The organism is Pseudoalteromonas amylolytica, from assembly GCF_001854605.1.
GTDB lineage: Bacteria > Pseudomonadota > Gammaproteobacteria > Enterobacterales > Alteromonadaceae > Pseudoalteromonas > Pseudoalteromonas amylolytica.
Genome location: NZ_MKJU01000028.1, coordinates 279,853 through 305,851, shown reverse-complemented (window position 1 = coordinate 305,851; position 25,999 = coordinate 279,853). Strand labels below are relative to the sequence as shown.

29 protein-coding genes are annotated in these 25,999 nt (G+C 44.3%); 24 read left to right on the top strand and 5 right to left on the bottom strand.

The window, feature by feature from the left end; translation table 11 throughout:
* Positions 1–40: 40 nt before the first annotated feature.
* Positions 41–2,467: a glycerol-3-phosphate 1-O-acyltransferase PlsB gene (gene plsB, locus BET10_RS15065; RefSeq protein WP_070986415.1), complete on the bottom strand. Its 2,427-nt coding sequence runs from the start codon at positions 2,465–2,467 to the stop codon at positions 41–43.
* Between the two features lie 350 nt (positions 2,468–2,817).
* Here plsB and rpsJ point away from each other — a divergent pair, with 350 nt between their 5' ends.
* The 11 genes from rpsJ to rpsQ are packed head-to-tail and all read left to right on the top strand — an operon-like array spanning position 2,818 to position 7,782.
* Complete coding sequence (gene rpsJ / locus BET10_RS15060) at positions 2,818–3,129, top strand: 30S ribosomal protein S10 (RefSeq protein ID WP_005495349.1); 312 nt, start codon at positions 2,818–2,820, stop codon at positions 3,127–3,129.
* 27 nt (positions 3,130–3,156) lie between these two features.
* Complete coding sequence (gene rplC / locus BET10_RS15055) at positions 3,157–3,792, top strand: 50S ribosomal protein L3 (protein WP_070986414.1); 636 nt, start codon at positions 3,157–3,159, stop codon at positions 3,790–3,792.
* A 17-nt stretch (positions 3,793–3,809) separates the two neighbouring features.
* A complete protein-coding gene (rplD, locus tag BET10_RS15050; RefSeq protein WP_070986413.1) occupies positions 3,810–4,412 on the top strand; it encodes a 50S ribosomal protein L4 in 603 nt (200 codons plus the stop codon).
* Positions 4,409–4,711 carry a 50S ribosomal protein L23 gene (rplW, locus tag BET10_RS15045; protein WP_070986412.1) on the top strand — a complete coding sequence of 101 codons (303 nt, stop codon included), beginning with the start codon at positions 4,409–4,411 and terminating at the stop codon, positions 4,709–4,711. Before rplD ends, rplW begins: the two co-directional genes overlap by 4 nt.
* A 17-nt stretch (positions 4,712–4,728) precedes the next feature.
* A complete protein-coding gene (gene rplB / locus BET10_RS15040) occupies positions 4,729–5,553 on the top strand; it encodes a 50S ribosomal protein L2 (RefSeq protein ID WP_070986411.1) in 825 nt (274 codons plus the stop codon).
* Positions 5,554–5,569: 16 nt separating this feature from the next.
* Complete coding sequence (gene rpsS / locus BET10_RS15035) at positions 5,570–5,848, top strand: 30S ribosomal protein S19 (protein ID WP_010561269.1); 279 nt, start codon at positions 5,570–5,572, stop codon at positions 5,846–5,848.
* A 12-nt stretch (positions 5,849–5,860) separates the two neighbouring features.
* Positions 5,861–6,193, top strand: a complete 333-nt coding sequence (gene rplV / locus BET10_RS15030) for a 50S ribosomal protein L22 (RefSeq protein WP_058031283.1) — start codon at positions 5,861–5,863, stop codon at positions 6,191–6,193.
* A gap of 12 nt (positions 6,194–6,205) precedes the next feature.
* Positions 6,206–6,907, top strand: a complete 702-nt coding sequence (gene rpsC, locus BET10_RS15025) for a 30S ribosomal protein S3 (protein WP_070986410.1) — start codon at positions 6,206–6,208, stop codon at positions 6,905–6,907.
* A 13-nt stretch (positions 6,908–6,920) separates the two neighbouring features.
* Positions 6,921–7,334, top strand: coding sequence for a 50S ribosomal protein L16 (gene rplP, locus BET10_RS15020; RefSeq protein WP_070986409.1), 414 nt, complete (start codon positions 6,921–6,923; stop codon positions 7,332–7,334).
* Positions 7,334–7,525: a 50S ribosomal protein L29 gene (rpmC, locus tag BET10_RS15015; RefSeq protein ID WP_070986408.1), complete on the top strand. Its 192-nt coding sequence runs from the start codon at positions 7,334–7,336 to the stop codon at positions 7,523–7,525. The genes rplP and rpmC overlap by 1 nt, the downstream gene beginning before the upstream one ends.
* Positions 7,525–7,782, top strand: coding sequence for a 30S ribosomal protein S17 (rpsQ, locus tag BET10_RS15010; protein ID WP_070986407.1), 258 nt, complete (start codon positions 7,525–7,527; stop codon positions 7,780–7,782). Before rpmC ends, rpsQ begins: the two co-directional genes overlap by 1 nt.
* A 434-nt stretch (positions 7,783–8,216) precedes the next feature.
* Here the strand turns inward: rpsQ and metJ are convergent, their stop codons facing one another.
* Positions 8,217–8,537, bottom strand: a complete 321-nt coding sequence (metJ, locus tag BET10_RS15005; RefSeq protein WP_070986406.1) for a met regulon transcriptional regulator MetJ — start codon at positions 8,535–8,537, stop codon at positions 8,217–8,219.
* A gap of 281 nt (positions 8,538–8,818) precedes the next feature.
* Between metJ and metB the strand changes: the two genes are divergently transcribed.
* Together metB and metL are read left to right on the top strand one after the other, a co-directional pair.
* Positions 8,819–10,042 carry a cystathionine gamma-synthase gene (gene metB, locus BET10_RS15000; RefSeq protein ID WP_070986405.1) on the top strand — a complete coding sequence of 408 codons (1,224 nt, stop codon included), beginning with the start codon at positions 8,819–8,821 and terminating at the stop codon, positions 10,040–10,042.
* A 4-nt stretch (positions 10,043–10,046) separates the two neighbouring features.
* Complete coding sequence (gene metL, locus BET10_RS14995) at positions 10,047–12,395, top strand: bifunctional aspartate kinase/homoserine dehydrogenase II (protein ID WP_070986404.1); 2,349 nt, start codon at positions 10,047–10,049, stop codon at positions 12,393–12,395.
* Between the two features lie 50 nt (positions 12,396–12,445).
* On the opposite strand, the gene BET10_RS14990 is transcribed toward metL, so the two are convergent.
* Positions 12,446–14,890 carry a penicillin-binding protein 1A gene (locus tag BET10_RS14990; RefSeq protein WP_070986403.1) on the bottom strand — a complete coding sequence of 815 codons (2,445 nt, stop codon included), beginning with the start codon at positions 14,888–14,890 and terminating at the stop codon, positions 12,446–12,448.
* A 133-nt stretch (positions 14,891–15,023) separates the two neighbouring features.
* Between BET10_RS14990 and BET10_RS14985 the strand changes: the two genes are divergently transcribed.
* The 9 genes from BET10_RS14985 to BET10_RS14945 all read left to right on the top strand — a co-directional run bounded on the left by BET10_RS14985 (position 15,024) and on the right by BET10_RS14945 (position 24,005).
* A complete protein-coding gene (locus BET10_RS14985) occupies positions 15,024–16,103 on the top strand; it encodes a pilus assembly protein PilM (RefSeq protein WP_070986402.1) in 1,080 nt (359 codons plus the stop codon).
* Positions 16,091–16,663: a PilN domain-containing protein gene (locus BET10_RS14980; protein WP_070986401.1), complete on the top strand. Its 573-nt coding sequence runs from the start codon at positions 16,091–16,093 to the stop codon at positions 16,661–16,663. Before BET10_RS14985 ends, BET10_RS14980 begins: the two co-directional genes overlap by 13 nt.
* A gap of 23 nt (positions 16,664–16,686) precedes the next feature.
* Positions 16,687–17,292 carry a type IV pilus inner membrane component PilO gene (locus BET10_RS14975; RefSeq protein ID WP_070986400.1) on the top strand — a complete coding sequence of 202 codons (606 nt, stop codon included), beginning with the start codon at positions 16,687–16,689 and terminating at the stop codon, positions 17,290–17,292.
* A complete protein-coding gene (locus BET10_RS14970) occupies positions 17,289–17,834 on the top strand; it encodes a pilus assembly protein PilP (RefSeq protein WP_070986399.1) in 546 nt (181 codons plus the stop codon). Before BET10_RS14975 ends, BET10_RS14970 begins: the two co-directional genes overlap by 4 nt.
* Positions 17,835–17,850: 16 nt before the next feature.
* Positions 17,851–19,884, top strand: coding sequence for a type IV pilus secretin PilQ (locus tag BET10_RS14965; protein WP_070986398.1), 2,034 nt, complete (start codon positions 17,851–17,853; stop codon positions 19,882–19,884).
* Positions 19,885–20,046: 162 nt separating this feature from the next.
* Positions 20,047–20,565: a shikimate kinase AroK gene (aroK, locus tag BET10_RS14960; RefSeq protein WP_070986397.1), complete on the top strand. Its 519-nt coding sequence runs from the start codon at positions 20,047–20,049 to the stop codon at positions 20,563–20,565.
* Positions 20,566–20,588: 23 nt separating this feature from the next.
* Positions 20,589–21,659 (top strand): 3-dehydroquinate synthase, encoded by a 1,071-nt coding sequence (aroB, locus tag BET10_RS14955; RefSeq protein ID WP_070986396.1) that lies wholly within the window; start codon positions 20,589–20,591, stop codon positions 21,657–21,659.
* A complete protein-coding gene (locus tag BET10_RS14950) occupies positions 21,659–23,095 on the top strand; it encodes an SPOR domain-containing protein (RefSeq protein ID WP_070986395.1) in 1,437 nt (478 codons plus the stop codon). Before aroB ends, BET10_RS14950 begins: the two co-directional genes overlap by 1 nt.
* A gap of 52 nt (positions 23,096–23,147) precedes the next feature.
* Positions 23,148–24,005 (top strand): Dam family site-specific DNA-(adenine-N6)-methyltransferase, encoded by an 858-nt coding sequence (locus BET10_RS14945; RefSeq protein WP_070986394.1) that lies wholly within the window; start codon positions 23,148–23,150, stop codon positions 24,003–24,005.
* Here BET10_RS14945 and BET10_RS14940 read toward each other — a convergent pair.
* Together BET10_RS14940 and BET10_RS14935 are read right to left on the bottom strand one after the other, a co-directional pair.
* Positions 23,986–24,138, bottom strand: a complete 153-nt coding sequence (locus BET10_RS14940; protein ID WP_237125913.1) for a DUF2970 domain-containing protein — start codon at positions 24,136–24,138, stop codon at positions 23,986–23,988. The two genes, BET10_RS14945 and BET10_RS14940, sit on opposite strands and share 20 nt — an antisense overlap.
* Positions 24,139–24,171: 33 nt before the next feature.
* Positions 24,172–24,462, bottom strand: a complete 291-nt coding sequence (locus BET10_RS14935) for a hypothetical protein (protein WP_070986392.1) — start codon at positions 24,460–24,462, stop codon at positions 24,172–24,174.
* A gap of 185 nt (positions 24,463–24,647) precedes the next feature.
* On the opposite strand from BET10_RS14935, the gene rpe reads away from it, so the two are divergent.
* Together rpe and BET10_RS14925 are read left to right on the top strand one after the other, a co-directional pair.
* Positions 24,648–25,325, top strand: a complete 678-nt coding sequence (rpe, locus tag BET10_RS14930) for a ribulose-phosphate 3-epimerase (RefSeq protein ID WP_240503705.1) — start codon at positions 24,648–24,650, stop codon at positions 25,323–25,325.
* Between the two features lie 6 nt (positions 25,326–25,331).
* Positions 25,332–25,997 carry an HAD-IA family hydrolase gene (locus BET10_RS14925; protein ID WP_070986390.1) on the top strand — a complete coding sequence of 222 codons (666 nt, stop codon included), beginning with the start codon at positions 25,332–25,334 and terminating at the stop codon, positions 25,995–25,997.
* The last annotated feature ends 2 nt before the right edge of the window (positions 25,998–25,999 follow it).

Genomic DNA, 25,999 nt, shown 5'->3' with positions numbered 1-25,999 from the left:
AGCCTTGGCCGCTTATCGAAAGCGGCCAACTTGTTTTTGGTTACAGCGTATCTTGAATTGAATGAGAAATACTAGCGGGCAGTAATTCATCTAGGTAGTGTTGTAAATGTTCCAGCTTAGCTTCTGCACGTATGCACTGCTCATCAGACATTTTGATAAAGCCGTTTTCTTTCAAGCTGCTGATAAATGCCACCAAGACCTTTTTATCAAAAAATTCTGGGCTTTTGATGCCATGTAGCGTGCCTAGACGATTGGCGATTACGTCGCTTTCAATTTCTAAGTTTTTGCGGGTAATACCTTGATTATTTTGAATAAGGCTCACTGTAATCGCATAGCGCTCTAGGGTTAAGTGACAGACCTTACCCAGCATTTCAAGCTGTGTTACTACGCTACTGTCTTTTTTGACCTGTGCGGTTTGGCCATTAAATTCGATCAGCCCCTGCTGTGCGAAGCAGACCAATACTTCCTCTATGTATTCGTCTCGTAGCGGTGTGAGGAACCACTCTTTGGCAAACAACGGATATAGGGTTGCAAACATTTTTTTGCATTCATCCACATTGACAGTGAAGCGATTGAACAGCAGCTGAGCAATTACGCTGGGCACCGCGAATAGATGTAGGATGTTGTTGCGATAGTAGTTAAAGAGTGTGCGCTCTTTTTCTTTTATGGCGATGATCTCGCCCAGCTCATCGGCAATAACATCCAGCTTGTTAAGTTGCAACGCGTGTGAGAGTAATTCTTCTGCGCTGTCTTCTGGAACCGTGACCTGTGCGTTGTATTTTGCACTACGTTGTAGGGTCAGATAGAACGACAGTTGTGTGAGCAACTTGCGTTTGCTCAAAGCAAACTGGCTATTGCACAGCAGTATTGTGGCTAATAGATTGATGGCATTAAGTGCAGTTGCACTGTTAATGTTGGTCATGATCGTATCGGCCAGTTCAGCCACTTGAGTGTTTAGCCATTGTGGTTTTTGGACGTCGGTTGGGTGAATCGCATCACGCCAGTTACTTTGATGCTCCGTCAGGTACTGATTGACGTTAATGGGCTCGCCAAAATTCAAATAACCACGACCATAGTTTTTGAGATTTTTGATGGCCTTGAACACGGCAAACACAGATTCATTCTTTTTGTTATTTCCCGCGAGCTCTTTGAGGTAGGTATTGATCTCCATAACGTGCTCATAACCGATATACACGGGCACGATTGAAATGGGACGGTCAATGCCTCTGAGCATAGATTGAAGCGTCATTGCGAGCATTCCGGTTTTAGGTGGCAGTAGACGACCCGTACGGCTGCGCCCGCCTTCAGTGTAAAACTTAACCGAATAACCTTTTATAAACAGCTGACTTAAATATTCTTTAAACACCGCAGAGTAGAGCTTATTACCTGCAAATGAGCGACGAATGAAAAATGCCCCAGAACGTCTAAAAATACCACCGGCAGGGAAGAAGTTAAGGTTGACTCCCGCAGCAATGTGCGGTGGCACAAGACCTTGATGGTAAATCACATACGTCAGTAACAAATAGTCCATATGGCTGCGGTGACAAGGCACATAGATGATTTCGTGGCCTTTGTCGGCGAGTTGATGTACGCGGTCGGCATACTTGACTTCGATACCATTGTAGAGTTTGGTCCAAAGCCACGTAAGTATACGATCACCGACACGCACCATAGCATCAGAATAGTTTGCCGCGATTTCATCAAGCAACTCTTGCGCATTTAGGCGTGCTTCTTCATAGCTCAAGCCTTTGCTTTTGGCTTCATCAGCTATTGCTTTTTTGATGGCTGGAGCGGCTAATAATGAGCTGAACAACTTATCACGAGAAGGCAGCTTGGGGCCAGTTGCGGCCAGTTTTTGACGATGAAAATGCACGCGAGCCACACGTACCAGTTTTTGTGGTAGTTCATCAACATCAGACTTATCATTAATGAGTTGCTTTAAGTCTATCGGTTGACTAAATCTCACTAAATTATCGCGACCAGAAAACAATAGTACGAAAAACTTACGCAGCCAGCTTGGCGTTAAAGAGTGAGAGAAGAGTGTGCCGATACCAGCTTTTTCTTTGCCCGGATTTCGGCCCCACAAAATGGTGACAGGGATAATTTGCGCCTGTATTTGGGGATCACCATGTAATGCGGTAAAAATAGCTCTGCCCTTAGTTAATACGTTGCTAGGCGCTGCCACTTTGGCAAACAATGGGGTTGGGTTTTGTAAGCCAAGAAAACGGTCAATGTCGTTATTTCCCAGTCTTTGAGGTTGGGTTGGCCTAGGCAAACCTAATTTTTTACAAACGGCATCTAATGCGGCCAAGTCTGCGCGAGAATTGAGCCTTGCGACATAAAAGGTTGGCAAATTGGGGTTGAGGTCAAATTGCGCTATTGGGTTGTCTGGTAATAATTTTGTTTTTACAAATAATAAATTAGCCCAATGAGCGAACAGGTTTAAGGTTCGAGAAACAATTCCCATGGCAACACCACATCAAAAAATTTGCAATAGCATAGCAAGCTTTAACTGGACTGACCATTTCTAGTGGCCTCGCATACTTGTGCGGATTATTTAGTAATCTACGTCAGTACTTAAAATAACTTAGCATTAGTTGTTGCATTTATCACCAATCTCATTATAATGTGCGGACTTTCTTGCTACTAAGTAGCTCGAAAGCAAATATAGGGCTTGGATTTCAAGCCAATTAAACAGGAATTCCGATTTGGAATTCAATGGTAGAAATAAGAAGACAACCAGCGATTTAAGTATTTATTTCGTTCTGGTGGTTTTTTTATGCTCTTTTTAAATGCTCTTTTAATTGAGGTTTAAGAATGTCAAATCAACGCATTCGTATTCGCCTAAAAGCTTTTGACCACCGTTTGATTGACCAATCAACGGCGGAAATCGTGGAAACTGCGAAACGCACTGGTGCTCAAGTACGTGGTCCAATCCCACTACCAACGCGCTTTGAACGTTTTACTGTATTGATCTCTCCGCACGTAAACAAAGATGCGCGTGATCAGTATGAAATCCGCACCCACAAACGTCTGATCGACATCGTAGAACCAACAGATAAGACTGTAGACGCTCTAATGCGCCTAGACCTTGCTGCTGGTGTTGATGTTCAAATCAGCCTGGGTTAATCGGAAGATTAGAGAGGTTTTAGGAAAATGGCATTAGGTCTAGTCGGTCGTAAAGTGGGTATGACACGTATCTTCACTGAAGATGGTGTATCTATCCCTGTGACAGTTATCGAAGCGACGCCTAACCGTGTTACTCAGATCAAATCTGACGCAACAGACGGTTATGAAGCGCTTCAAGTTACTGCAGGCGAGAAAAAAGCAAGCCGTGTAAACAAAGCAGCAGCGGGTCACTTCGCTAAAGCAGGTGTTGAAGCGGGTCGTGGCCTGTGGGAATTCCGCCTAAATGGTGGTGAAGGCGATTTTGAAGTAGGTGCTGAACTTACAGTTGAACTTTTCAACGACGTAAGCAAAGTAGACGTAACTGGTACTTCAAAAGGTAAAGGTTTCCAAGGTGGTGTTAAGCGCTGGAACTTCAGCATGCAAGACGCTACTCACGGTAACTCTTTGTCTCACCGTGCTCCTGGTTCAATCGGTCAAAACCAATCACCTGGTAAGGTGTTTAAAGGTAAGAAAATGGCTGGTCAAATGGGTAATGTGCAAACAACTACTCAGAACCTTGAACTAGTACGTGTTGACGCTGAACGTAACCTGCTTTTAGTTAAAGGTGCAGTACCTGGCGCTATCGGCGGTGACGTTATCGTTAAACCAGCTGTTAAAGCATAAGTCCTGGAGATTTAGTGATGGAATTAGCAATTAAAGGCGCTGGCGCGCTTGAAGTTTCCGAAGCTACTTTTGGACGTGAGTTTAACGAAGCATTAGTACATCAGGTAGTTGTTGCTTATGCAGCAGGTGCTCGTCAAGGTACTCGTGCTCAGAAGACACGTTCTGAAGTAAGAGGCGGTGGTAAGAAACCATTCAGCCAAAAAGGTACTGGCCGTGCTCGTGCTGGTACAATTCGCAGCCCAATTTGGCGCAGCGGTGGTGTGAGCTTTGCAGCTAAGCCGCAAGATCACAGCCAAAAAGTTAACCGTAAGATGTATCGCGGTGCGATTAAGAGCATCTTGTCTGAGCTTGTTCGTCAAGAGCGTTTAGTGGTTGTTGAAAACTTCGGTTTAGAAGCACCTAAAACTAAAGAGCTTGTAGCTAAGCTTAAAGAGCTTGAGCTTAAAGACGTGCTTATCGTGACTGAAGAAGTAGATGAGAATCTATTCCTTTCTGCACGTAACCTTTATAAGGTTGACACTCGTGATGTAGCTGGCATTGACCCAGTAAGCCTAATCGCTTTCGATAAGGTACTTATTACTGCAGGTGCTGTTAAGCAACTTGAGGAGGCGCTAGCATGATCCGTGAAGAACGTCTTTTAAAAGTAATTCTTGCTCCACACATCTCTGAGAAAAGCACTATCGCTGCTGAAGAGAACAACACGATTGTTTTCAAAGTAGCTAAAGATGCAACTAAAGCTGAAGTTAAAGCTGCTGTTGAGAAGCTTTTTGAAGTAGAAGTAACTGGTGTTCGTACTTTGAATGTTAAGGGTAAAACAAAGCGTACTGGTATGCGTTTCGGTCGTCGTTCAGACTGGAAGAAAGCCTACGTTACTCTTAAAGAAGGTAGCGAGCTAGACTTTGTCGGCGGCGCCGAGTAATAAGGGGAGTTAGAATTATGGCACTTCAAAAGTGTAAACCAACTTCTGCGGGTCGTCGTCACGTCGTTAAAGTGGTTAACCCTGATCTACACAAGGGTAAGCCATACGCTCCGCTTTTAGAGAAAAACTCTAAATCAGGTGGTCGTAACAACAACGGTCGTATCACGGTTCGTCACATCGGTGGTGGTCACAAGCAACACTACCGTGTAATTGACTTTAAACGTACTAAAGATGGCATTCCAGCTACTGTTGAGCGTTTAGAGTACGATCCAAACCGTAGCGCAAACATCGCTCTTGTATTATATGCAGACGGTGAGCGTCGTTACATCATTGCACCTAAAGGCCTTAAAGCCGGTGATCAGATCCAGTCTGGTGTTGATGCACCAATCAAAGCTGGTAACACATTACCGATGCGTAACATGCCTGTAGGTTCGACTGTACACAACGTAGAATTAAAGCCAGGTAAAGGTGCTCAAATCGCACGTTCTGCTGGTGCATACGTTCAAATCCTAGCACGTGAAGGTCAATATGTGACTCTACGTCTTCGTTCAGGCGAAGTTCGTAAAGTTGAGTCTGACTGTCGCGCTACCTTAGGTGAAGTAGGCAATGCTGAGCATATGCTTCGTTCACTAGGTAAAGCAGGTGCTAACCGCTGGCGTGGTATTCGTCCGACAGTTCGTGGTGTTGCCATGAACCCGGTTGATCACCCACACGGTGGTGGTGAAGGTCGTACTTCTGGTGGTCGTCACCCTGTGTCTCCATGGGGCAAGCCTACCAAAGGTGCTAAAACACGTAAGAACAAGCGTACTGATAAATTAATCGTACGTCGTCGTACTAAGTAATAGTTGAGGAATTGCCATGCCACGTTCTCTCAAGAAGGGTCCATTCATTGACCTACACTTGCTGAAGAAGGTAGAGAAGGCGTTGGAAAGCGGTGACAAGAAGCCTATCAAGACTTGGAGCCGTCGTTCAATGATCATCCCTAATATGATCGGATTGACCATCGCAGTCCATAATGGTCGTCAGCACGTCCCTGTATTTGTTTCGGACGAAATGATCGGTCACAAACTAGGTGAATTTGCACCTACACGTACTTACCGCGGTCACGCTGCGGATAAGAAAGCTAAAAAACGTTAATCGGAGGGTATGATGGAAGCATTAGCTAAACACAAATTCGCCTCTGGTTCGGCGCAAAAAGCACGTCTAGTAGCAGATCAGATCCGCGGACTACCGGTAGATCGCGCTCTAGAAATCCTGGCGTACAGCCCTAAAAAAGCGGCTGTATTAGTTAAAAAAGTACTTGAGTCTGCTATTGCTAACGCAGAGCACAACGAAGGTGCTGACATTGATGAGCTACGTGTAGCTACGATCTTTGTGGACGATGGTCCTACAATGAAACGTATCATGCCACGTGCTAAAGGACGCGCAGACCGCATCCTTAAGCGTACAAGCCACATCACTGTTGTGGTTTCGGATAGCTAGGAGATATAAGTAATGGGACAAAAAGTTCATCCTACTGGTATTCGCCTAGGTATCTCTAAACCTTGGGTTTCTACCTGGTACGCGAATACAAAAGATTTCTCTGCACAGCTTTTTGGCGATCACAAAGTGCGTCAATACCTTACTAAGGAATTGAAAGCAGCTTCTGTGTCTAAAATCGTTATCGAGCGTCCAGCTAAATCAATCCGTGTAACAATTCACACAGCTCGTCCTGGTGTTGTTATCGGTAAAAAAGGCGAAGACGTTGAAAAGCTTCGTCAAGCTGTAACTAAGATTGCGGGTGTACCTGCTCAGATCAATATTTCTGAAGTACGTAAACCAGAGCTAGATGCACAATTAGTTGCAGATGGCATCGCATCTCAGCTTGAGCGTCGTGTTATGTTCCGTCGCGCTATGAAGCGTTCGGTACAAAATGCAATGCGCATTGGTGCTAAAGGTATCAAAGTTGAAGTAAGCGGTCGTCTAGGCGGCGCAGAAATCGCACGTTCTGAGTGGTATCGTGAAGGTCGTGTACCTCTACATACTCTACGTGCTGATATCGATTATGCAACTTCTGAAGCGTTAACCACTTACGGTATCATCGGTGTTAAAGTTTGGATCTTCAAAGGCGAAGTAATTGGTGGTTTACCACTAGTTCAAGAGCAAGAGAAGCCAGCTAAACGTGCGCCGAAGAAAGCCAAAAAAAGTGCTAAGTAAGAGGTAGCGATTAATGTTACAGCCAAAACGTACAAAATTCCGTAAAGTGCATAAAGGCCGCAACCGTGGTCTTGCAAACAGCGGTAACAAAGTAAGCTTCGGTTCTTTCGGCTTGAAAGCAACAGGTCGTGGTCGTATGACTGCTCGTCAAATCGAAGCAGCTCGTCGTGCTATGACACGTCACATCAAGCGTCAAGGTAAAATCTGGATCCGTGTGTTCCCAGACAAGCCAATCACTGAAAAGCCGCTTGAAGTTCGTATGGGTAAAGGTAAAGGTTCTGTTGAGTACTGGGTTGCTGAAATCCAGCCAGGCAAAGTACTTTACGAGATGGAAGGTGTTTCTGAAGAGCTTGCTCGTGAAGCATTCAACCTAGCTGCTCGTAAATTACCTTTCAAAACAACATTTGTAACTCGGACGGTAATGTGATGAAAGCTAGCGAACTTAAAGACAAAAGCGTAGAAGAGCTAAATGCTGAACTTCTAGAGCTACTACGTGAGCAGTTCAACCTGCGCATGCAAGTGAGCACTGGTCAGCTAGCTCAAACTCACGAGCTGAAAAAAGTACGTCGCAATATTGCGCGTGTTAAAACGGTTATCAACCAGAAGGCAGGTGCATAATGAGCGATAAGATCCGTACTCTTCAAGGTCGTGTACTAAGCGACAAGATGGACAAATCTATCGTTGTTGCTATCGAGCGTCAGGTGAAGCACCCTATCTATGGTAAATTCATCAAGCGTACAACTAAGTTGCACGCACACGACGAAAGCAACACTGCTAAAGCAGGCGATACAGTTACTATCCGTGAATGTGCGCCGATTTCTAAAAAGAAATCATGGACTTTAGTTGAAGTAGTTTCACGTCCTAAGCAAGCTTAATTTTAGTTTTAAACTAAGTTAAACTTTGTTTTCAAAAGCCTCGGCCTCGGTCGGGGCTTTTTGCGTGTTGGGCGATGTTTTTATTTCGTGTCCGAGGCCTGTTTACATATCTCGAATTCAACCTATCGTTTTCAACTTTTAGTTGGCAGGATATAAGGGGTTGAACAAGAGCATGCATTTATAAAGGTTAGTATCTAATACAGTGAGAATTATTCGGCTAGAAAGTAACAACGGGTCAGGCCGATACAGATGTATTTTGGTCTATGTTTAAATAGCGCGAGCAGGCACTGTGAGCACCGATAATAGGCGCTTTCGGCTATGACTGCGCCAGTAAGTTGTAGCCTCTAGATGTTGTTATCTACGGCTACAAACTTTGGCATGAATAGTGATTAATGAAGCTCTATTGAGAAAAAGAGGGCTTCATCGAAAGTTGTTTACTCTTCGTTGATGATGGGTACTTCAAGCCCCATCTCTTCCATGATCTTACGTACTTCTTCTGGCACCTTTTCAGGATTATCTTTTCTCAAGTCCTCATCACTGGGTAGCGGCTGGCCAGTAAAAGCATGTAAAAAAGCTTCACATAATAGTTCGCTGTTTGTGGCATGGCGCAAGTTGTTTACTTGACGGCGTGTGCGTTCGTCAGTAAGTACTTTTAATACGTTTAGCGGGATAGAGACGGTTATTTTTTTTACTTGTTCAGATTTTTTACCGTGCTCTGCATATGGGTGAATATACTCACCATTCCATTTAGCCATAGTGTTGTTATTGCCTCAGTGTTGGGAATGCTAATAAGACTGGGTTCGTCAACGCGTTTACTCACTATATGGCATAAACTCCTAGATATACCTATGATAGTTTATTCAAAAACGCAGTCTTATTAGCAATACAAGTTTGTTAAGTGGCGAAATTTTATCGGTTTAAAAAAGATAGTCAAATACTAGTTAAATAGCCATTTAGAGGTATAAATGTTTTGACTTCTAACTTTTGATCATCTAACCTTTTAGACGTCTAAACATCCAACTATCTAGGTGATGATATGAGTGAGAGTGGAAAGTCTACCATCGCAGTACGTTATGGCATTGATGCTGATAAGCACCACGGTGCTGTTGTGCCGCCGTTATATTTGTCTACGACTTATTCGTTTGCTGATTTTGATACCAAACGTGATTATGACTATGGTCGTAGCGGTAATCCAAACCGCGATATTTTGGCGCAAACGTTAGCGCAGTTGGAAGGCGCAGAGCGAGGCATTATTACTGCAACGGGAATGGCCGCAGTGCACTTAGTCACTCAGCTACTCAACCATGATGATACTTTAGTGATCCCCCATGATTGTTACGGTGGCAGCTATCGTTTATTTACCTCTTTGCAAAAACGTGGGTTGCTAAAGCTCGTGGTATTAGATCTTACAAAAGCGCAAAGTTATGAGCAGATCCTTACGATAAAGCCTAAGTTGGTTTGGATTGAAACACCGAGCAACCCTATTTTACGACTCACTGACATTGAGGCCGTAGCCAAAGTTGCTAAACAAGCAGGAGCACTGGTAGCGGCCGATAACACATTTTTATCCCCTGCATTGCAAAATCCGATCAAGCTAGGTGCAGATATTGTGGTGCACTCTACAACCAAGTATATTAATGGTCACTCGGATGTTGTTGGAGGTGCGGTTGTTGCTAAAACTGCAGAACTAGGTGAGGAGCTGGCTTGGTGGGCGAATAATATCGGCATTACGGGAGCGCCTTTTGATAGCTACCTAACCCTAAGAGGGTTACGCACCTTAAATATTCGTTTAAAGCAGCATCAAGAGAATGCACTGGTTATTGCGAAATACCTTGAACAGTCTCCTTATGTCAGTCAAGTTTATTATCCGGGCTTGGAGTCTCATCCACAGCATGAACTTGCTAAGAAGCAACAGTCGGGTTTTGGTGGCATGATGAGCTTTGATATTAAAGGTGGTCTTAAGGACTCTGCTGCGTTTTTAACGAGCTTAAAGCAGTTCTCACTGGCTGAGTCACTGGGTGGGGTTGAAAGCTTGATATGTCACCCTGCGACCATGACGCACGCAGGAATGGAGCCGCAAGCTAGATTAGAAGCTGGTGTTGGTGATACCTTGATCCGTATTTCCGTCGGCATTGAAGATGTAGAGGATCTCGTCAAGGATCTTGAACAAGCCTTTGCAAAAGTACAGCCTGGATCTGCACACGCATCAGATGAAGGTAAAGCATTTAAGTTAACGCCGGCTCATACGGCATTGTGGTAAGACGATGACAAAAGTTGTACATAAATTTGGTGGTTCTAGCTTAAGTTCTGCCGCGCGTTATCAAGCAGTAGCGCAAATTGTGTTGGGCCAGTGCCTAGCTGGTGACTGTGTTGTGGTGTCAGCCGCAGGGAAAACCACCAACACCTTAGTAAAGCTTTGGCAAAGCTATAAGCAAGATGACAACCAAGGGTTCAGCGATATTTTACTACAGTTGGAAAATCATCAAAGTGAGCTTATCGCAGCCTTGTTTGTAGGTCACAATCGCAGCGATTTACTCGCGCAGTTAGATAATGAACTACAAACCATTACTGAACAAGCTAAACATGGGGTGTTACATGAAGCCACTTTGCTAGCTCATGGTGAGCTTTGGTCAGCAAGAGTGTTGGCGTACCTGTTAACACAATTAGGGTTTGCAGCTCAGCACGTTGATGCGAGACAGTTGTTTACTTTGCACAACGGCCAGCTGTTACACCAACAGAATAAACAAGCTTGTAAGGAGTTGCTCCAAGCGAATGCGTTATTTGTGGTCACAGGTTTTATCGCCAGCGATGTGGAGCATCAAACCGTGACGTTGGGGCGCAATGGCAGTGATTATAGTGCGACGTTGCTCGCCAACTACCTTGATGCCGATGCGGTGTCTATCTGGACGGATACGCAGGGCGTGTTCAGCACCGACCCACGTAAGGTTGCAAGTGCAATAAAGTACCCCAAGGTGTGTAGATCTCAGGCGCATCTATTAGCTCGCTTGGGCAATCCAGTGCTACATGCAAAAACTTTGTCTCCTTTGAAAAATACCAAGATTAAACTGCAAGTACGTAGCAGTTTTGATGTAGAGGCGTCACCGACTGAAATTGTCAAAGAAGGCTACAGCAAGGCAAAGCGCTTCATCACTACTTTTGAAGACTTGGATCTCATTAGAGTGGACGCTTTGCGTCAGGGGGAAGTGGGTGAGTTAAGCCAGCTAATCCAGCACAGCATTCATCATTTTATAGCGCAAGGCGAATGTTACATACTGGTTCCTGCCGCGCATACACACGAAGTGCTGCAAGCATTATCGGGACGCGCAAATATCGTGGAAAGTGCGCTACAAGGCTTTGCTGTGGTTGCTGCGCCAAGCGATGTTGCTCAGCTACAGGTGCAAGCTACACAGTTACTGAATGAACAAAATGTGGTTGTGAGGTTTTTACACAGCGATGATGAATATGTGTTGTTTTTAACCGACCAAGCGATTGATAGCGATGTGCTGGCCATCTTACATGACAAGTTAGTGAACAAAGGCCGAGAGCTTGCCGTGATCATTGCTGGTTTAGGTAACGTTGGTGAGGTATTTGTAGCACAGTGTCAGCGTCAAGTTGCTCATCTAAAACAGCAGTTTGACGTTAAAGTGGTTGCTTTGGTTCGCTCTGGGAAAATGTTGTTTTCGGCTAGCGGCATTGCAATAGATACTTGGAAACAGCAATGGCAAAATGAAGCAGTTGACTATGCAAATAGTGAGTTAATTGAGCGAATTGGCGAGTTAGACTACGAACATAAGGTAGTGATAGATATCACCGCAAGTGAAGCATTCAGTCATCTTTATCCGCAGTTTATTAAGCAAGATTGCCATTTGATTAGTGCCAACAAGTACGCAGGCACAGCAGACAATACTTGGTACCAGAACCTACGTGAGCAGCTAACCGAGCGCAACCTATTTTGGCGTTATAACACCAGTGTTGGGGCGGGGTTACCGATTAATTTTGCTTTAGCTGATTTGCAGCACAGTGGTGATAAGATAACGCAGATAGATGGTGTGTTTTCTGGGACACTCTCATGGTTATGTAGCAGCTTTGATGGCTCTACAGCGTTTTCTGAGTTGGTCGTACAAGCACAAGCAATGGGTTATACGGAACCCGATCCACGAGAAGATTTATCTGGCAGAGACATGCAGCGCAAGCTGCTGATTTTAGCACGCGACATTGGCCTAACGTTAGATTTAGAAGATATCGCGTTGCAGCCACTTATGCCTGAAGATATGGCGCAAGGCAGTTGGGATGAATTCCTGACGCGTCGTGAGCAACTTGATGCCTTCTACGCTGAGCAATATCAACAAGCAAAAGCGCAAAATCAAGTGCTACGTTACACCGGTTCCTTGAGTATAGATGAACAAGGTAAAGTGAGCGCTAAAGTGGGTATCGCCTTTGTTGCAAAAGACTCAGCCATTGCGCACCTAACGCCAGGTGACAACATCTTTGTCATTAAGAGCATCTGGTATGAGAGTAATCCCTTGGTATTGCAAGGTCCTGGTGCGGGGAAAGAAGTCACAGCAGCTGGGATCCATTCCGATTTATACTGGCTGACACAAAGGCTGAAGTGAACCTGTGGGAAATACAAAAAAGGCGATATTTCTATCGCCTTTTTTAATGCTTAAAATAGCTCTTCTTGTATCGGTTCATCGTCAAACGGTGTGCTGTTATCCTCATCCAACGCGTATTTAGTCGGTGCCGTGCCTGACTCAAAATACTCGAAGCGGCTGGTGTGATCATTTTTGTTACTCAAAAGGCCCGTTTTCAAATCAATACGCGTTGAGATCAAACCCGGAGGTGGCTCTATTGGTGCCACTGGCTGGTCGGCCAGTGCGGCGCGCATAAACTCAACCCATGCAGGTTGTGCTGTGGTTGCCCCTGACTCAGCCCCAACAATCTGATTACTATCAAGGTTTGAGTTATAAGCTGCACGTCCCAGCGGTTTACCTGCATCGTCAAAGCCGACCCAGACCGTGGTTAGTACATTGCGATTAAAGCCACTAAACCACGTATCAACAGAATCGTTTGTGGTGCCCGTCTTGCCCACCAAGTCACGGCGTTTCAACGCTTGTGCACGCCAACCAGTGCCTGTCCAACCAGTTTTATGACGCCAGCTGCCGCCGCCCCAGATTGCACTGTGCATGGCGCTTGCGACTAAGAAGGCATTCTGTTCAGAAATTACCCTTGGAGCGCAGCGCTGTGGATGTGTTTCCAATTGTTGCTCGTCACAAGCGATTAGCGGTTCGGCTTTACCCAGAGTATTGCCAAATGCATCCTGTAGTTCTTGGATGAAATATGGCTCTATCAGGTGTCCACCGTTTGCAAAGGTACTCATGCCTCGCGCCATTTCTAAAGGAGTAATGGCAGCACTTCCTAGCGCTAGCGATTCGCTGCGATTAATATCTTGATCTGCAAAGCCAAACTTCAGTAGGTGATCGGCGGTGCGTTCTAGCCCAACCCCCTTAAGTAAGCGCACTGATACCACATTTTTAGACTGCGCTAACGCTCGGCGAATACGAATGGGCCCATTGTAAACTTCAGGGCTATTTTTTGGACGCCATGCCACGCCTACACTCTTATCCCATTGGTTAATTGGCGCATCATTGATGATGGTTGCTAGCGTATAGCCATTTTCAAATGCAGCGGAGTATACGAAAGGCTTAATATTAGAGCCAACTTGTCGTTTGGCTTGAGTCGCCCTGTTATATTGGCTTTGTGCGAAGCTGTATCCACCCACAAGGGCTTTTATGCGCCCGTCCTGTGGATCCATTGACACTAACGCACTGGCAGGTCTTGGGTACTGACTAAGTTGCCATTGCTGCTCATATTGACGCACCCAGATTTGCATCCCCGGTGTGAGTATCTCGGTTGCTGTTTGTGGTGGTAGCGCCTGACGAGTATCTGAAATGTAGGCTCTCGCCCAACTTAAACCAGACCAAGGGAGGGTTATGTAATCACCTGATTTCAACAGTGCAGTGGCGCTTTGTTCAGCAACATCTACCACAACAGCAGCTTTTAGAGGGTCAATTTCCTTCACTTTGCGCAGTGTACCTAAGATCTCGGTGGTGCTTAGTGGCGATTGCTCCGCACTCCAAAGTATGCGTTCTGGACCACGGTAGCCATGACGCATATCGTAACTGTGTAAATTGTTGATTAATGCCTGTTGCGCAGCTTCTTGTATGGAAGACTCTACCGTAGTAAATACCTTAAAGCCGCTGTTGTATGCTTTATCTTCTCCGTAGGTCTCCACCATATAACTACGCACCATTTCTGCTATGTAAGGTGCATACAGCTCAATTTCAGCACCGTGAAAGCGGGCGGTGATTGGCGCGCTTCGAGCGTCATCATATTGTGCTTTGGTAATGTATTTCTCATTGAGCATTCTGCCTAAAACCACGTTGCGACGTAGCTTGGCGCGTCTTGGGTTGCGAATTGGGTTTAGGGCAGATGGAGCTTTAGGTAAACCTGCAATCATGGCCATTTGCGCTAAGGTTAACTCGTGTAATTGCTTGCCATAATAGACTTGCGCTGCTGCGCCGATACCAAATGCACGATTACCGAGTTCAATTTTATTTAAATACAGTTCAAGAATTTCGTCTTTACTCAGTAATTGCTCAATATGTAGCGCAATAAAAATCTCTTTAACCTTTCGGATATACGCTTTTTCACGGGTTAAAAAGAAGTTTCGTGCTAATTGCATGGTTATGGTGCTGGCACCTTGTTTCTTTTGTCCGGTGCTGATCAGTACAAATGCAGAGCGTACAATCCCGATGGGATCAACGCCAAAGTGTTCATAAAAACGATTATCTTCGGTGGCCAAAAAAGCCTGTAACATGGGAGCTGGAATGTCTTCAATTTTGACCGGAATACGGCGCTTTTCGCCAAATTGATTAATAAGTTTTCCGTCCTGAGTGAAGACTTGCATTGGGGTTTGCAGCTGTACGTCACGTAGTACTTCTACGCTTGGTATATCTGATTTGACATAGTAATAAAGACTGATTAACGTTAGCAGAGCCAAAATGCTCATAACGATGAAAAATTGTATTGCTCTTCTCAATAAAGTCACGGAATGTTCCCTAGTTAGACTCCCAATTATAGGTAGACACTGCTAGTATATCTTGAATAAAAAACGATTAATATTTTTTGTCGTTATAATTATAACTTGTTCAAAGTTAAAACAAAGGGTAAAGACCACGCGCATGCTCAGTAATTTATTCCAGAAGCAAGCTCCAATGATGATCGGTATTGATATCGGCTCTCATTGTGTAAAGGCTGTGCTGCTATCTAAATCGGAGGCAGGCTACCGAGTTGAGGCGGTAGCAATTGAGCCAGTTCCAAAAGGAGCGATCACTGAGCGTGCGATTCAAGATATTGAAGCAATTGGTCGAGTGATAGGTAAAATTAAAAAACGCATCCCAAGATTGACCCACTTTGCTGCGGTGGCAGTATCAGGCCAGACAGTGATCACGAAAGTGATTTTTATGGACGTGGCATTAACAGATGCTGAATTAGAGTCGCAAATCGCGATTGAGGCAGATAGCTTGATCCCTTATTCTCTGGATGAAGTGAGTATTGATTTCGAAAAGGTTTCTGTCAACGAGGCAGATCCTTCCAAGATGAACGTATTACTTTCAGCGGCACGCACTGAGAGCGTAGAGGCACGGGTGGGCGCGCTGGAAGAAGGTGGGTTGCAAGCCAAAGTAGTAGATGTGGAAAACTATGCCTTAAGTCGCTCTCTTAGTGTCTTGTACGGGCAGCTCCCAGCAGATGCGTTTGATAAAACGGTTGCCATCTTTGATATTGGATCAGTGATCAGTTTAGTGAGTGTGGTACTGTCTGGTAAGACAATTTATACCCGAGATCAGGTGTTTGGTGGAGAGCAGTATACAAATAGCATTGTTGCCTATTACAACAAGTCGTTTGATGAAGCAGAGATAGCCAAAACAACCGGAGACTTGCCTCCTAACTATATTTTTGAAGTGCTAGCTCCGTTTCAGACCGCTTTGCTGCAACAGGTCAGAAGAGCGGTGCAGATGTTTATGACCAGCAGTGGCAAAGAGCAAGTGGATTATATTGTACTAACCGGCGGCACAGCATTAGTGGAAGGTCTCGACAGGTTATTGATTGAAGAACTAGGCATTCATACTATTGTTGCCGATCCATTTGCCGATATGGATATAGCGCCTAAAGTAGACCGCAATGTGTTAGAGCGCCACAAACCGCAGTTTGCCGTTGCTACGGGGCTTGCATTGAGGAGCTTTTCTTCATGCCACATATAAATTTATTGCCTTGGCGTGACCAACGCAGAAAGGAATCACAGAAAAAGTTTTTAACCATCATTGCGGTGAATATTGTCGTGGTGATGCTTATTTTGTATTTGATAGGTTCGTTTTACGACAGCCTTACCGCAGGGCAGCAGGTAAAAAATAATTACTTGGGCGCCGAGGTGGCGAAGTTGGATAGCCGTATTGTAGAGATCAACGACTTGAGTCAGCAAAAAGAAAACCTGCAACGGCGTATCAATCTGATTGAGGAGTTACAAAGTAATCGTAATTTGGGGACGCAGATTATTGATGAGGTAGTTCGGGTTGTTCCTGCAGGGGTTTATTTAACGAGTCTGGAGCGCAAAGAAAATTTAATTAAAGTGGTTGGGCGAAGTGAATCGAATAATCGCCTATCGCAAATGTTACGTGGCGTTGAAAGCTCATATTTGCTTGAGCGACCAACCATTCAGGGCATTGTCACAGGTGAGCAAAATTCTCGTTTATTAAGTGACTTTACGATGCATTTTTATGTAAAGCCCTTTCGAGAAATAGACACTGAAGCACGTGCTCAGTAACCCGTTACCAGTGAGATTAGAGAGTGAACTTTGATTTAAAATCATTACAAAACATAGACTGGAATGAAATAGAGCTAGATAACATCGGAGAGTGGCCGTTTGCTGTTAAGTTGATGTGTTGTGTGCTGGTGGTCGTGATCACATTTGCGGTTGGTTATAGCCTGTTAGTGTCAACGTCAATCAAGCGCTACGAACATGTGGTAAAACAAGAGGTTCAGCTACGTAATAGCTACAGAGTGAAGTATGCTAGAGCGAATAACCTTGATTTATATCGCCAACAAATGAAAGACATGGAGGCACAGTTTGCACAATTGTTACGTCAACTGCCTTCATCAAATGAAACGCCGGGTCTATTGGATGATTTAACCTATGTTGGTACGTCTAGCGGGTTAACATTTTTAAAAATAGGTTGGCTTTCAGAGAATAAGAAAGAGTTTTACACTGAGTTGCCAATTAAATTAGAAGTGATTGGCACGTACCATGAATTTGGTGAATTCGTCAGTAAGGTTGCACAGCTCCCTCGAATTGTTAGTTTACATGACTTTAGAATAGAGAATGCTGGCAATAATAATTTGATATTTAGTGTGGTAGCTAAGACTTATCGCTACGGGCAAGGTGATGAGTCATGACGAGGTACAACATTTGGTCACTCTTAACGTTACTACTGCTGGTGGGTTGTAACGATGATATAGCAGAACAAAAAGAGTTTATCGATCAGATCCAAGCAAGCGCAACGCCGCAGGTTGAGCCAGTACCACATATGCGTGATTTTACGCACTTTGCATATACTGCCCACAATTTGCGAAGCCCATTTGTAGCACCTGAACCAGAAGTGATAGAAAGCAAAATGATTCAAGTGCAAAACTGTTTACATCCGGACCCAGATAGAGCAAGGGATCCATTAGAAAAGTACCCCATAGACACCTTGTCTATGAAAGGTACAATAGCAACGAAAAATGTCACATGGGCGTTGATAAAGGCTTCGGATCAAGGTTTATATAAAATCAAACGTGGTCAATATATGGGGCTTTACCATGGAGAGGTTATAAACGTGCAGCCGGGCTTTATAGAATTATTAGAACTTATCCCCGATGGTAGTGGTTGCTGGAAAGAGCGCTTGTCGCGGGTAGAGATCCGTGAAGTACAAGAGAGCGACGCGAGTGAACAATAATAAAGGTAGTGTGAATATGGCCCTGAGAGGGAATAAATTGAGCATTAAAAATGTCTTTTTGAGCTTTTTACTTATGATGACAGGGTGGGTTCAGGCGCTTCCTATGCTCTATGATGTTCGCTACAACCCAATACCAGATGGGGAAACACAACTGGAGTTGGTGTTTGATGAACAACTTGCTGAAGAGCCTCAAGTTCAAGCCTTAGCTGATCCTGCGCGTTTAGAGCTGTTTTTCCCTGGGGTTGAGTTCGAAGAAAGTCTCAAGTCACTGGAAGTCAACAAGGCGGGTATCAAATTTATTGAGAGCGCGCTGAATGATGAAGGGCTGACGGTGAGTGTGCACATGGAACAACTGAAGCTCTATAAAACGCACGTTAAGAATAACATCGCTTACATATTGGTATCGGATAACCCGATTGCATCCGGTGACGATACGGTAACGAGTACGCACAACAATCAGCTTCAATCGATTGACTTTAGGCGCGGTGAAAAAGGCGAGGCTAAAGTTCTTGCATTTTTAGAAAATCCACAGGCCGCGATAGATGTGCAAGAGCGCGGAGGTAAGATTTACGCTGATTTTCATCATATTACTATTCCTGACGATTTACTTTACGAACTGGATGTACTGGACTTTGGCACGATTGTAAGCCGAATAGAAACTTTCAGAGAGAGTAACAAAAGTCGTTTGGTTATAGAGCCCAACGGTGCATTTAAGTATACCTATCAGCAGTTGGACAATATCTTTACCTTAACCGTGGAAAAAGATACCGAAGAGCGTAGTTTTGGCTTGAATAAAAACTATCAAGGACAACCTATTACGCTGAATTTTCAAGATATACCGGTGCGCTCAGTGCTACAGATTATTGCCGATACAAATAATTTTAACTTAGTAACCAGTGACTCGGTATCTGGAAATATCACCTTGCGCTTGGATGGCGTACCTTGGGATCAGGCACTTGATGTGGTGCTTAGGATTAAGGGGCTGGACAAGCGAATGGATGGTTCCATTTTGATGATTGCACCTTCTGAAGAGTTGGCGGCACGTGAGGCGAAGGAGTTGCAAGCACGTAAGCAAGTAGAAGATTTAGAGCCGCTTTATAGTGAGTATATTCAACTTAACTATGCCAAGGCTGAGGAGTTTGCGGACCTGTTGAAAACTGACATCAATAGTATCGTCAGTGAACGTGGCAGCGTATCTGTTGATAAACGCACCAATACTTTGTTGATCAAGGATAGTGCACGTAGCATCGAAAGTATTCGCCGTATGGTTGAGACACTGGATGTGCCAGTCAAACAGGTACGCATTGAGTCTCGCATGGTGACGGTTAAAGATAACGTCCAAGAAGATTTGGGAGTACGCTGGGGTTTTAGCGATCAGCAGGGGACTGACGCCATCGCTGGTAACTTGATTGGCGCTGAGCAGCTTTCAAATGGGCAAATTCCAGATCTTGCAAATCGTTTGAACGTAAACTTACCAGTAGCGGGCACTTCGGCGGGCACGATTGGGATGCATATTGCAAAACTTGCGGATGGTACGTTGATTGATCTTGAGTTATCAGCGCTGGAGCAAGAAAACAAAGGGGAAATCATCGCTACACCGAGTATTACCACTGCAAACCAGAAAAAGGCGCGAATAGAACAGGGGACAGAAATTCCTTATGTGGAGGCGGCATCAAGTGGTGCGACTTCCGTTAGCTTCAAAAAAGCGGTGTTGAGCTTAGAAGTGACGCCACAAATCACACCAGATAATAAAATTATTCTAGACTTAGTGATCACACAGGATACTCGTGGTGATAATGTGCAGACGCCTAATGGCCCAGCTGTAGCGATTAACACCCAGCAAATTCAGACCCAGGTATTGGTCGATAATGGTCAAACGGTCGTGTTGGGTGGAATTTATCAACAAGAAATTACCAGTGCGGTAAGTAAGATCCCTTTATTGGGCGATATTCCGTACTTGGGTGCAATGTTTAGAAATACGCGTGAAATAAACGAGAAAAAAGAATTACTGATTTTTGTTACCCCAAAAATAATGCTGGACAATCAGTAATTGCTACATAGTTGAACGAATTTACGTACTGTAGTTGCTTTTTATACTATTTGACTTGAAATCGTTCGTGGATTACTGAGATAATCCCCTCCTTAATTTTGGGGCCAGGTCGTTAGGCGGGGTTTTATTTCAAATTTTAGAGTTCGTTAGTACTAAAAAGATATGGCTGAGAAACGTAATATATTTCTAGTAGGCCCGATGGGGGCTGGTAAGAGCACAATTGGTCGTCACCTTGCTGATCAATTACACCTTGAATTTTTCGACTCGGATCAAGAAATTGAACGCCGTACCGGGGCAGATATTGCCTGGGTGTTCGATCTTGAAGGCGAAGAAGGTTTCCGAGTACGTGAAGAAAGCGTAATTTCAGATCTGACAGAAATGCAAGGTATAGTTTTAGCTACCGGTGGTGGGTCTGTGGTAAGCAAAGAAGTGCGCAACAAATTATCGGCACGCGGTATTGTTGTTTACTTAGAGACACCGATTGAAAAGCAAGTTGCTCGTACACAACGTGACAAACGTCGCCCTCTACTGCAAACAGAAGAGGCGCCACGCGATGTACTAGAGCGTTTAGCAGAGGAGCGTGAACCTCTGTACAAAGAAGTAGCAGACTTTGTGGTACGCACCGATGAGCAAAGTGCAAAGGTTGTTGCAAACCAAATCATAGAAAAGCTAGATTTCTAATTTTGATCACCTAGGAGGGATAGATGCTTGAGTTGAAGGTAGATTTAAACGAGCGAAGCTATCCTATCTACATAGGTCAAAACTTACTAGCTGATGCTGGACGGCTGACCGAATACATTGGTCAATGTCGTCCTGTCATCATTACCAACCAAACAGTTGCACCACTATATTTAGATAGCCTTTTAAGTGCGCTTGATAATTATGAGCCACTGCATTTCATTTTACCTGATGGTGAGCAATACAAAACCCTAGACTCGTTTGAGCAAATAAATGCCTTCCTATTACAGAATAACTGTGGTCGAGATACGAGTTTGATTGCGCTGGGGGGCGGTGTTATTGGTGATTTAACGGGCTTTGTAGCCGCATGTTACCAACGTGGGGTACCGTTTATTCAAATACCAACAACTCTATTGTCACAAGTCGACTCTTCGGTCGGTGGAAAAACCGCAGTGAACCATCCGCTGGGCAAGAATATGATAGGGGCTTTTTATCAACCAAAAGCGGTGTTTATCGATACCGAGAGTTTGGCGACGCTTCCTGCTAGAGAGTTTGCGGCTGGTATGGCAGAGGTCATCAAATATGGTTTGATCCATGATGTGCAGTTCTTAACATTTCTTGAAGAAAAACACGATGAGTTATCCAGCTTGCAGCAAGATGTTGTGATGCAAGTGATATATCGTTGTTGCCAGATTAAGGCGCAGATTGTCGCGCAGGATGAAACTGAAGCCGGGCAGCGAGCGTTGTTAAACCTAGGTCATACTTTTGGTCATGCCATTGAAGCACAAATGGGTTACGGTAATTGGTTGCACGGAGAAGCGGTTGCTGCGGGTATGATGCTTGCTGTTAAACTGGCGGCGTTACGAGACGCCCTAACTGGTGCGGAAGTTGCTAGAGTTGAAGCATTGATAGCCAGTTACCAGTTACCTACAGAGGTGCCTACGGATATGACAGCTGAACAGTTTTTAACGCATATGCGTAAAGATAAGAAAAATAAACAAGGGCGCATTCGCTTTATAGTACCAACGGCATTAGGTACATGTGCCTTGGTTGATGATGTGTCTGATGACACGGTGAGTTTGCTAATAGGCCGCTAATGCAGTCGCAAATTCTACCCAGTCGATCTGCTTTAGTAGATCGAATCGCTTTGCAGTTTGAATATGGGCAGAACCTTATCTGCTTGGTCGGGCCTTCTGGCTTAGGAAAAAGCTACATCGCAGAGTCTTTTATTACCGATAAGTACCCAGAATTTAATAAAGCGTTTATCCAGTTATCGGCCTCGACCAAAGACGTAGATTTGATGACTGAGCTGTTACAACACAGCTTTCGTGGGCCATTGATAGATCATCACCTGTCTTTAACTCAGAACTTCATAAATTTGTATCGCCAAAATCCATGTGAGCCTTGTTTATGGGTGCTTGATGGAGCTAGGCATTTGTCGGAAGAAATGGCTGCACAGCTTGCTTTACTGGCGAAAAATTCCCCTGTCACACTTTACATCTTGGTGACCGCACAAACGCCAAATATGCTACCAAATGCACTTGATATTCATCTCGAACCACTCTCATCAATGGAATCTGTAAAACTGATGAGCATGTTTTTCAAACAGTTACCAATGCGAGAAGATCCGATCTTTCAGACTTTCTTGAATGCATGTCAAGGCAACCCCGCACTGCTTCTGCAATGGCAAAGCGAGCAACAAGTTGAGCTAAGGCCGCAGCATAAAAAATCAATAAAGTCCTCGTGGCATTTGGTTTTATTCAGCGTATTATTGGCGTTATTAATGGTGGCGTTGATATATCAAAAAGAGCTAACAGGATTGCTTCCTACCAACTCTGTGAGCAGTGAAGTCGATACTGTACTACCAACCGTAGCTGCAATAAAAGCTGAGCCACCGCAAAAGAACAGCACCGAGGATGTGGTGACCACGCCTGTTCAACGACAGCCCGAGACGCAAAGCGAGCCGAAGCTGTTGCGTGAGCAGCCCAATACAACATCGAATGACATGGCACAGAGTCAACAAGATATTCAAGCGATAGTATCGGCACTTGATAGTGATCTTACGCAGACTACAAGCGACTCTCAAACACCAGAAGACAGAGAAGCTGCACCAAATGCACAGGTAAAGTTGATAGAACAAGGCAAACATCAGGCTGCGGCTGATGCAAAAGCTGGCACAACCATACCTGAGGAAGCACCAAGTACAAGCAAGAAGCCTGAAAACAACGAGCTAGAAGATGATAGTGAATGGTTGCTAACAAAAAAGGATAGTGAGTGGACCGTACAGTTATTGGCGGTGAAAGATGCTCAAGTGGCGGTGGAGTTTATTGCCCAGCATCAACTTGGTGATGTGAAGGTTTATCGCACGGTACGTGCCAGCAGTCAGTGGTGGGTGGTTGTATTGGGCCCTTATGCAACGTTAGAAGAAGCCAAGTCGGTTAGAACCGCTCTATCAGAACAGGTTTTAAGTGGTCAGCCATTTTTCAAAAAAGTGGATAAAATAAAACAGGAAATTCGCCAGTCCACTCGGTAATTATCGACTTTTAGTGTAAGATCGCTCCACAATTTTTATAAACAGAATCAGCATGCAACAAAAGACTCGGGCCTTCCTTAAATGGGCAGGTGGTAAATACAGTTTGGTTGAAGATATTGCTCGACGATTGAAAGTCGCAAGTCAAGATGCCGATACGTTAGTCGAGCCATTTGTTGGAGCTGGATCGGTATTTCTAAACACAGATTTTAAGCATTACTATTTGAATGATATTAATGCTGATTTGATTAACCTATATAACGAACTGAAGCGACAGCCTGAAGAATTTGTCAGTGATGCCAAAAAGTTGTTTGTGGAGCTAAATAATCACCCAGATGCATACTACGCGTATCGCTTGCAGTTTAACGAAAGTGTTGATATTTATGAGCGCGCAGTTCTGTTTCTATATATGAACCGTCATGGTTACAATGGCCTTTGTCGTTACAATCTAAAAGGCATTTTTAACGTACCATTTGGTAAATACAAGCGTCCTTATTTTCCAGAAAAAGAACTCTATGCGTTTGCCAATAAGGCGCAGCAAGCGACTTTCACGTGCCAAAGTTATGCGGATGTGTTTCGGAAATTACCCAGCAATGCTGTGGTATATTGCGATCCACCGTATGTGCCTCTGAGTAAAACCGCATCATTTACCTCATATGCAAAAGGTGGCTTTGATTTAGATGATCAAGCTAACTTAGCCAACTTAGCGGAGCAAACGGCGTTTTCACACAAAACTCCTGTGCTGATATCAAATCATGACACAGTGTGGACACGAAAAATATATAGCCAAGCTCAGCTAGATGTTATTCAAGTGAAGAGAACGATTAGTCCAAAAGGGGCGGGTAGAAATAAAGTAAATGAGCTAATGGCCATGTACAACACATCCCACAAAACTAGGGGACGATGTAGTTAACCATGATACTCAGCGCAACGACAAACGTGGTGACTAAGATAATCCCAACAATCAGGTATGGTAGAGCTTTGGGCTTTTCAAAGTCTTCGTGATACTTCTTGTCGCTTTGCACGCCAAAGAGCGCTGCTATCACGCTTTGTACTACCCTTAGCCAGTTCATGGTTGACTAGAGGCTAGACGCTAAACCACTGTCGCTCTTTCTATCTGAGCCAAGTAGCAGTTCGAGTAAATCTAGATAATGAAATTGTGCGCTACCGCTCTCGCCTCTGAACCAAGAATACCAGTTTACCTCAGACTCTTGTCTACAGTATCTCGAATCATTGTTTTGTGAGGTTTCACATGTGCAACTAGTGTATTTGGTTACTGCAGTTGTACTTTCGTCTTGAGATAATACACCCACTGACATAATTACAATTGCACCGAGCACAAGCATCCGTGTTTTAAGCCGACCCAACATAGTATTACTCCACCCAACGGTTATCATTAAATACTACACAATAATTGCTCATGAAACAAACGAAAATCGGTCAGATTTGGAGCTTTAAATTGCCTAACAGCTCATAGTGTGGACTTTTATGCTGTGTCGAAAATGCAAAATAAGGTAAAGTAGGCACGTTAACACCGAGGAACAAGGGCTTTATTGTGCAGAAAAAATCTAACTATTTAATCGCACCATCTATTTTATCAGCTGATTTGGCGCGCTTAGGAGAAGACGTCGAAAAGGTATTAAAGGCAGGGGCAGATGTTGTTCACTTTGACGTAATGGATAATCATTATGTACCGAACTTAACGTTTGGTCCCATGGTATGTAAAGCGTTGCGAGATTACGGTATCACCGCACCGATTGATGTACACTTGATGGTCAAGCCTGTGGACTCGCTCATTCCTGAGTTTGCCAAGGCTGGGGCGAATATTATTACATTCCACCCAGAAGCCAGTGAACATATTGATAGAACAATAGGCCTGATCAAAGAGCACGGGTGTCAGGCTGGGCTTGTGCTTAACCCTGCTACACCATTGCATTATCTAGATTATGTTATAGATAAGCTAGATGTTATTTTATTGATGTCGGTTAATCCAGGGTTCGGAGGACAGAGCTTTATACCACAAACGTTAGATAAGCTTCGTCAAGTTCGAGCATTGATAGATGCCAGCGGTAGAGATATTCGTTTAGAAGTTGACGGTGGCATTAAAGCACAAAATATTGCCGAGGTTGCGAAAGCTGGTGCCGATATGTTCGTTGCAGGGTCGGCGGTTTTTAATCAACCAGACTATGAAGCGGTGATAACACAGATGCGTGAAGAACTGGCAAAGGTATAACAACTTATGCGTTATCAAGGCATTTTGTTTGACTTGGATGGCACTTTAGTAAATAGTGCCCAAGATATGTACATTGCGTTAAATCTCACTCTGACAGAAGTCGCTTTTCCCATCGTCAGTTATGCACAAGTGTGTAGTTGGGTTGGCAATGGTATTGATACACTCGTTAAGCGCGGACTTAGTGGCAGTATTGAAGTTAACCCTGAACTGCCAGCGGCCTTAATTGACCTTGCCATTCAGACTTTCAGAAGTCATTATGGGCAACTGGCAGGGCAATACGCGAGCCTGTATCCTCATGTTGAAACGGGATTAGCCGCATTGGCTGGGTTTCCTAAAGCTTTGATCACAAATAAAGATCGCTCTTTTACAGAGTCCTTGTTGCATACACTTAAGTTAAGCGCGCATTTTGAGGTGCTGATTTGTGGTGATGACGGTAGTAAAAAGCCTTCGGCTGAACCTCTGTTAAATGCCTGTACTGCCTTGGGATTACAATCCAAAGATGTGATAATGATTGGTGACTCTAAAAGTGACATTGTGGCTGCTCATAATGCCAACATTGATGTGATAGCCTTAACCTATGGTTATCATCAAGGGGTCAATTTACAAGATCTTAATCCACAGTACCTCTGTGACGATTTCTTGGATATAATCCCCATTTTAACTCAGCGATAATA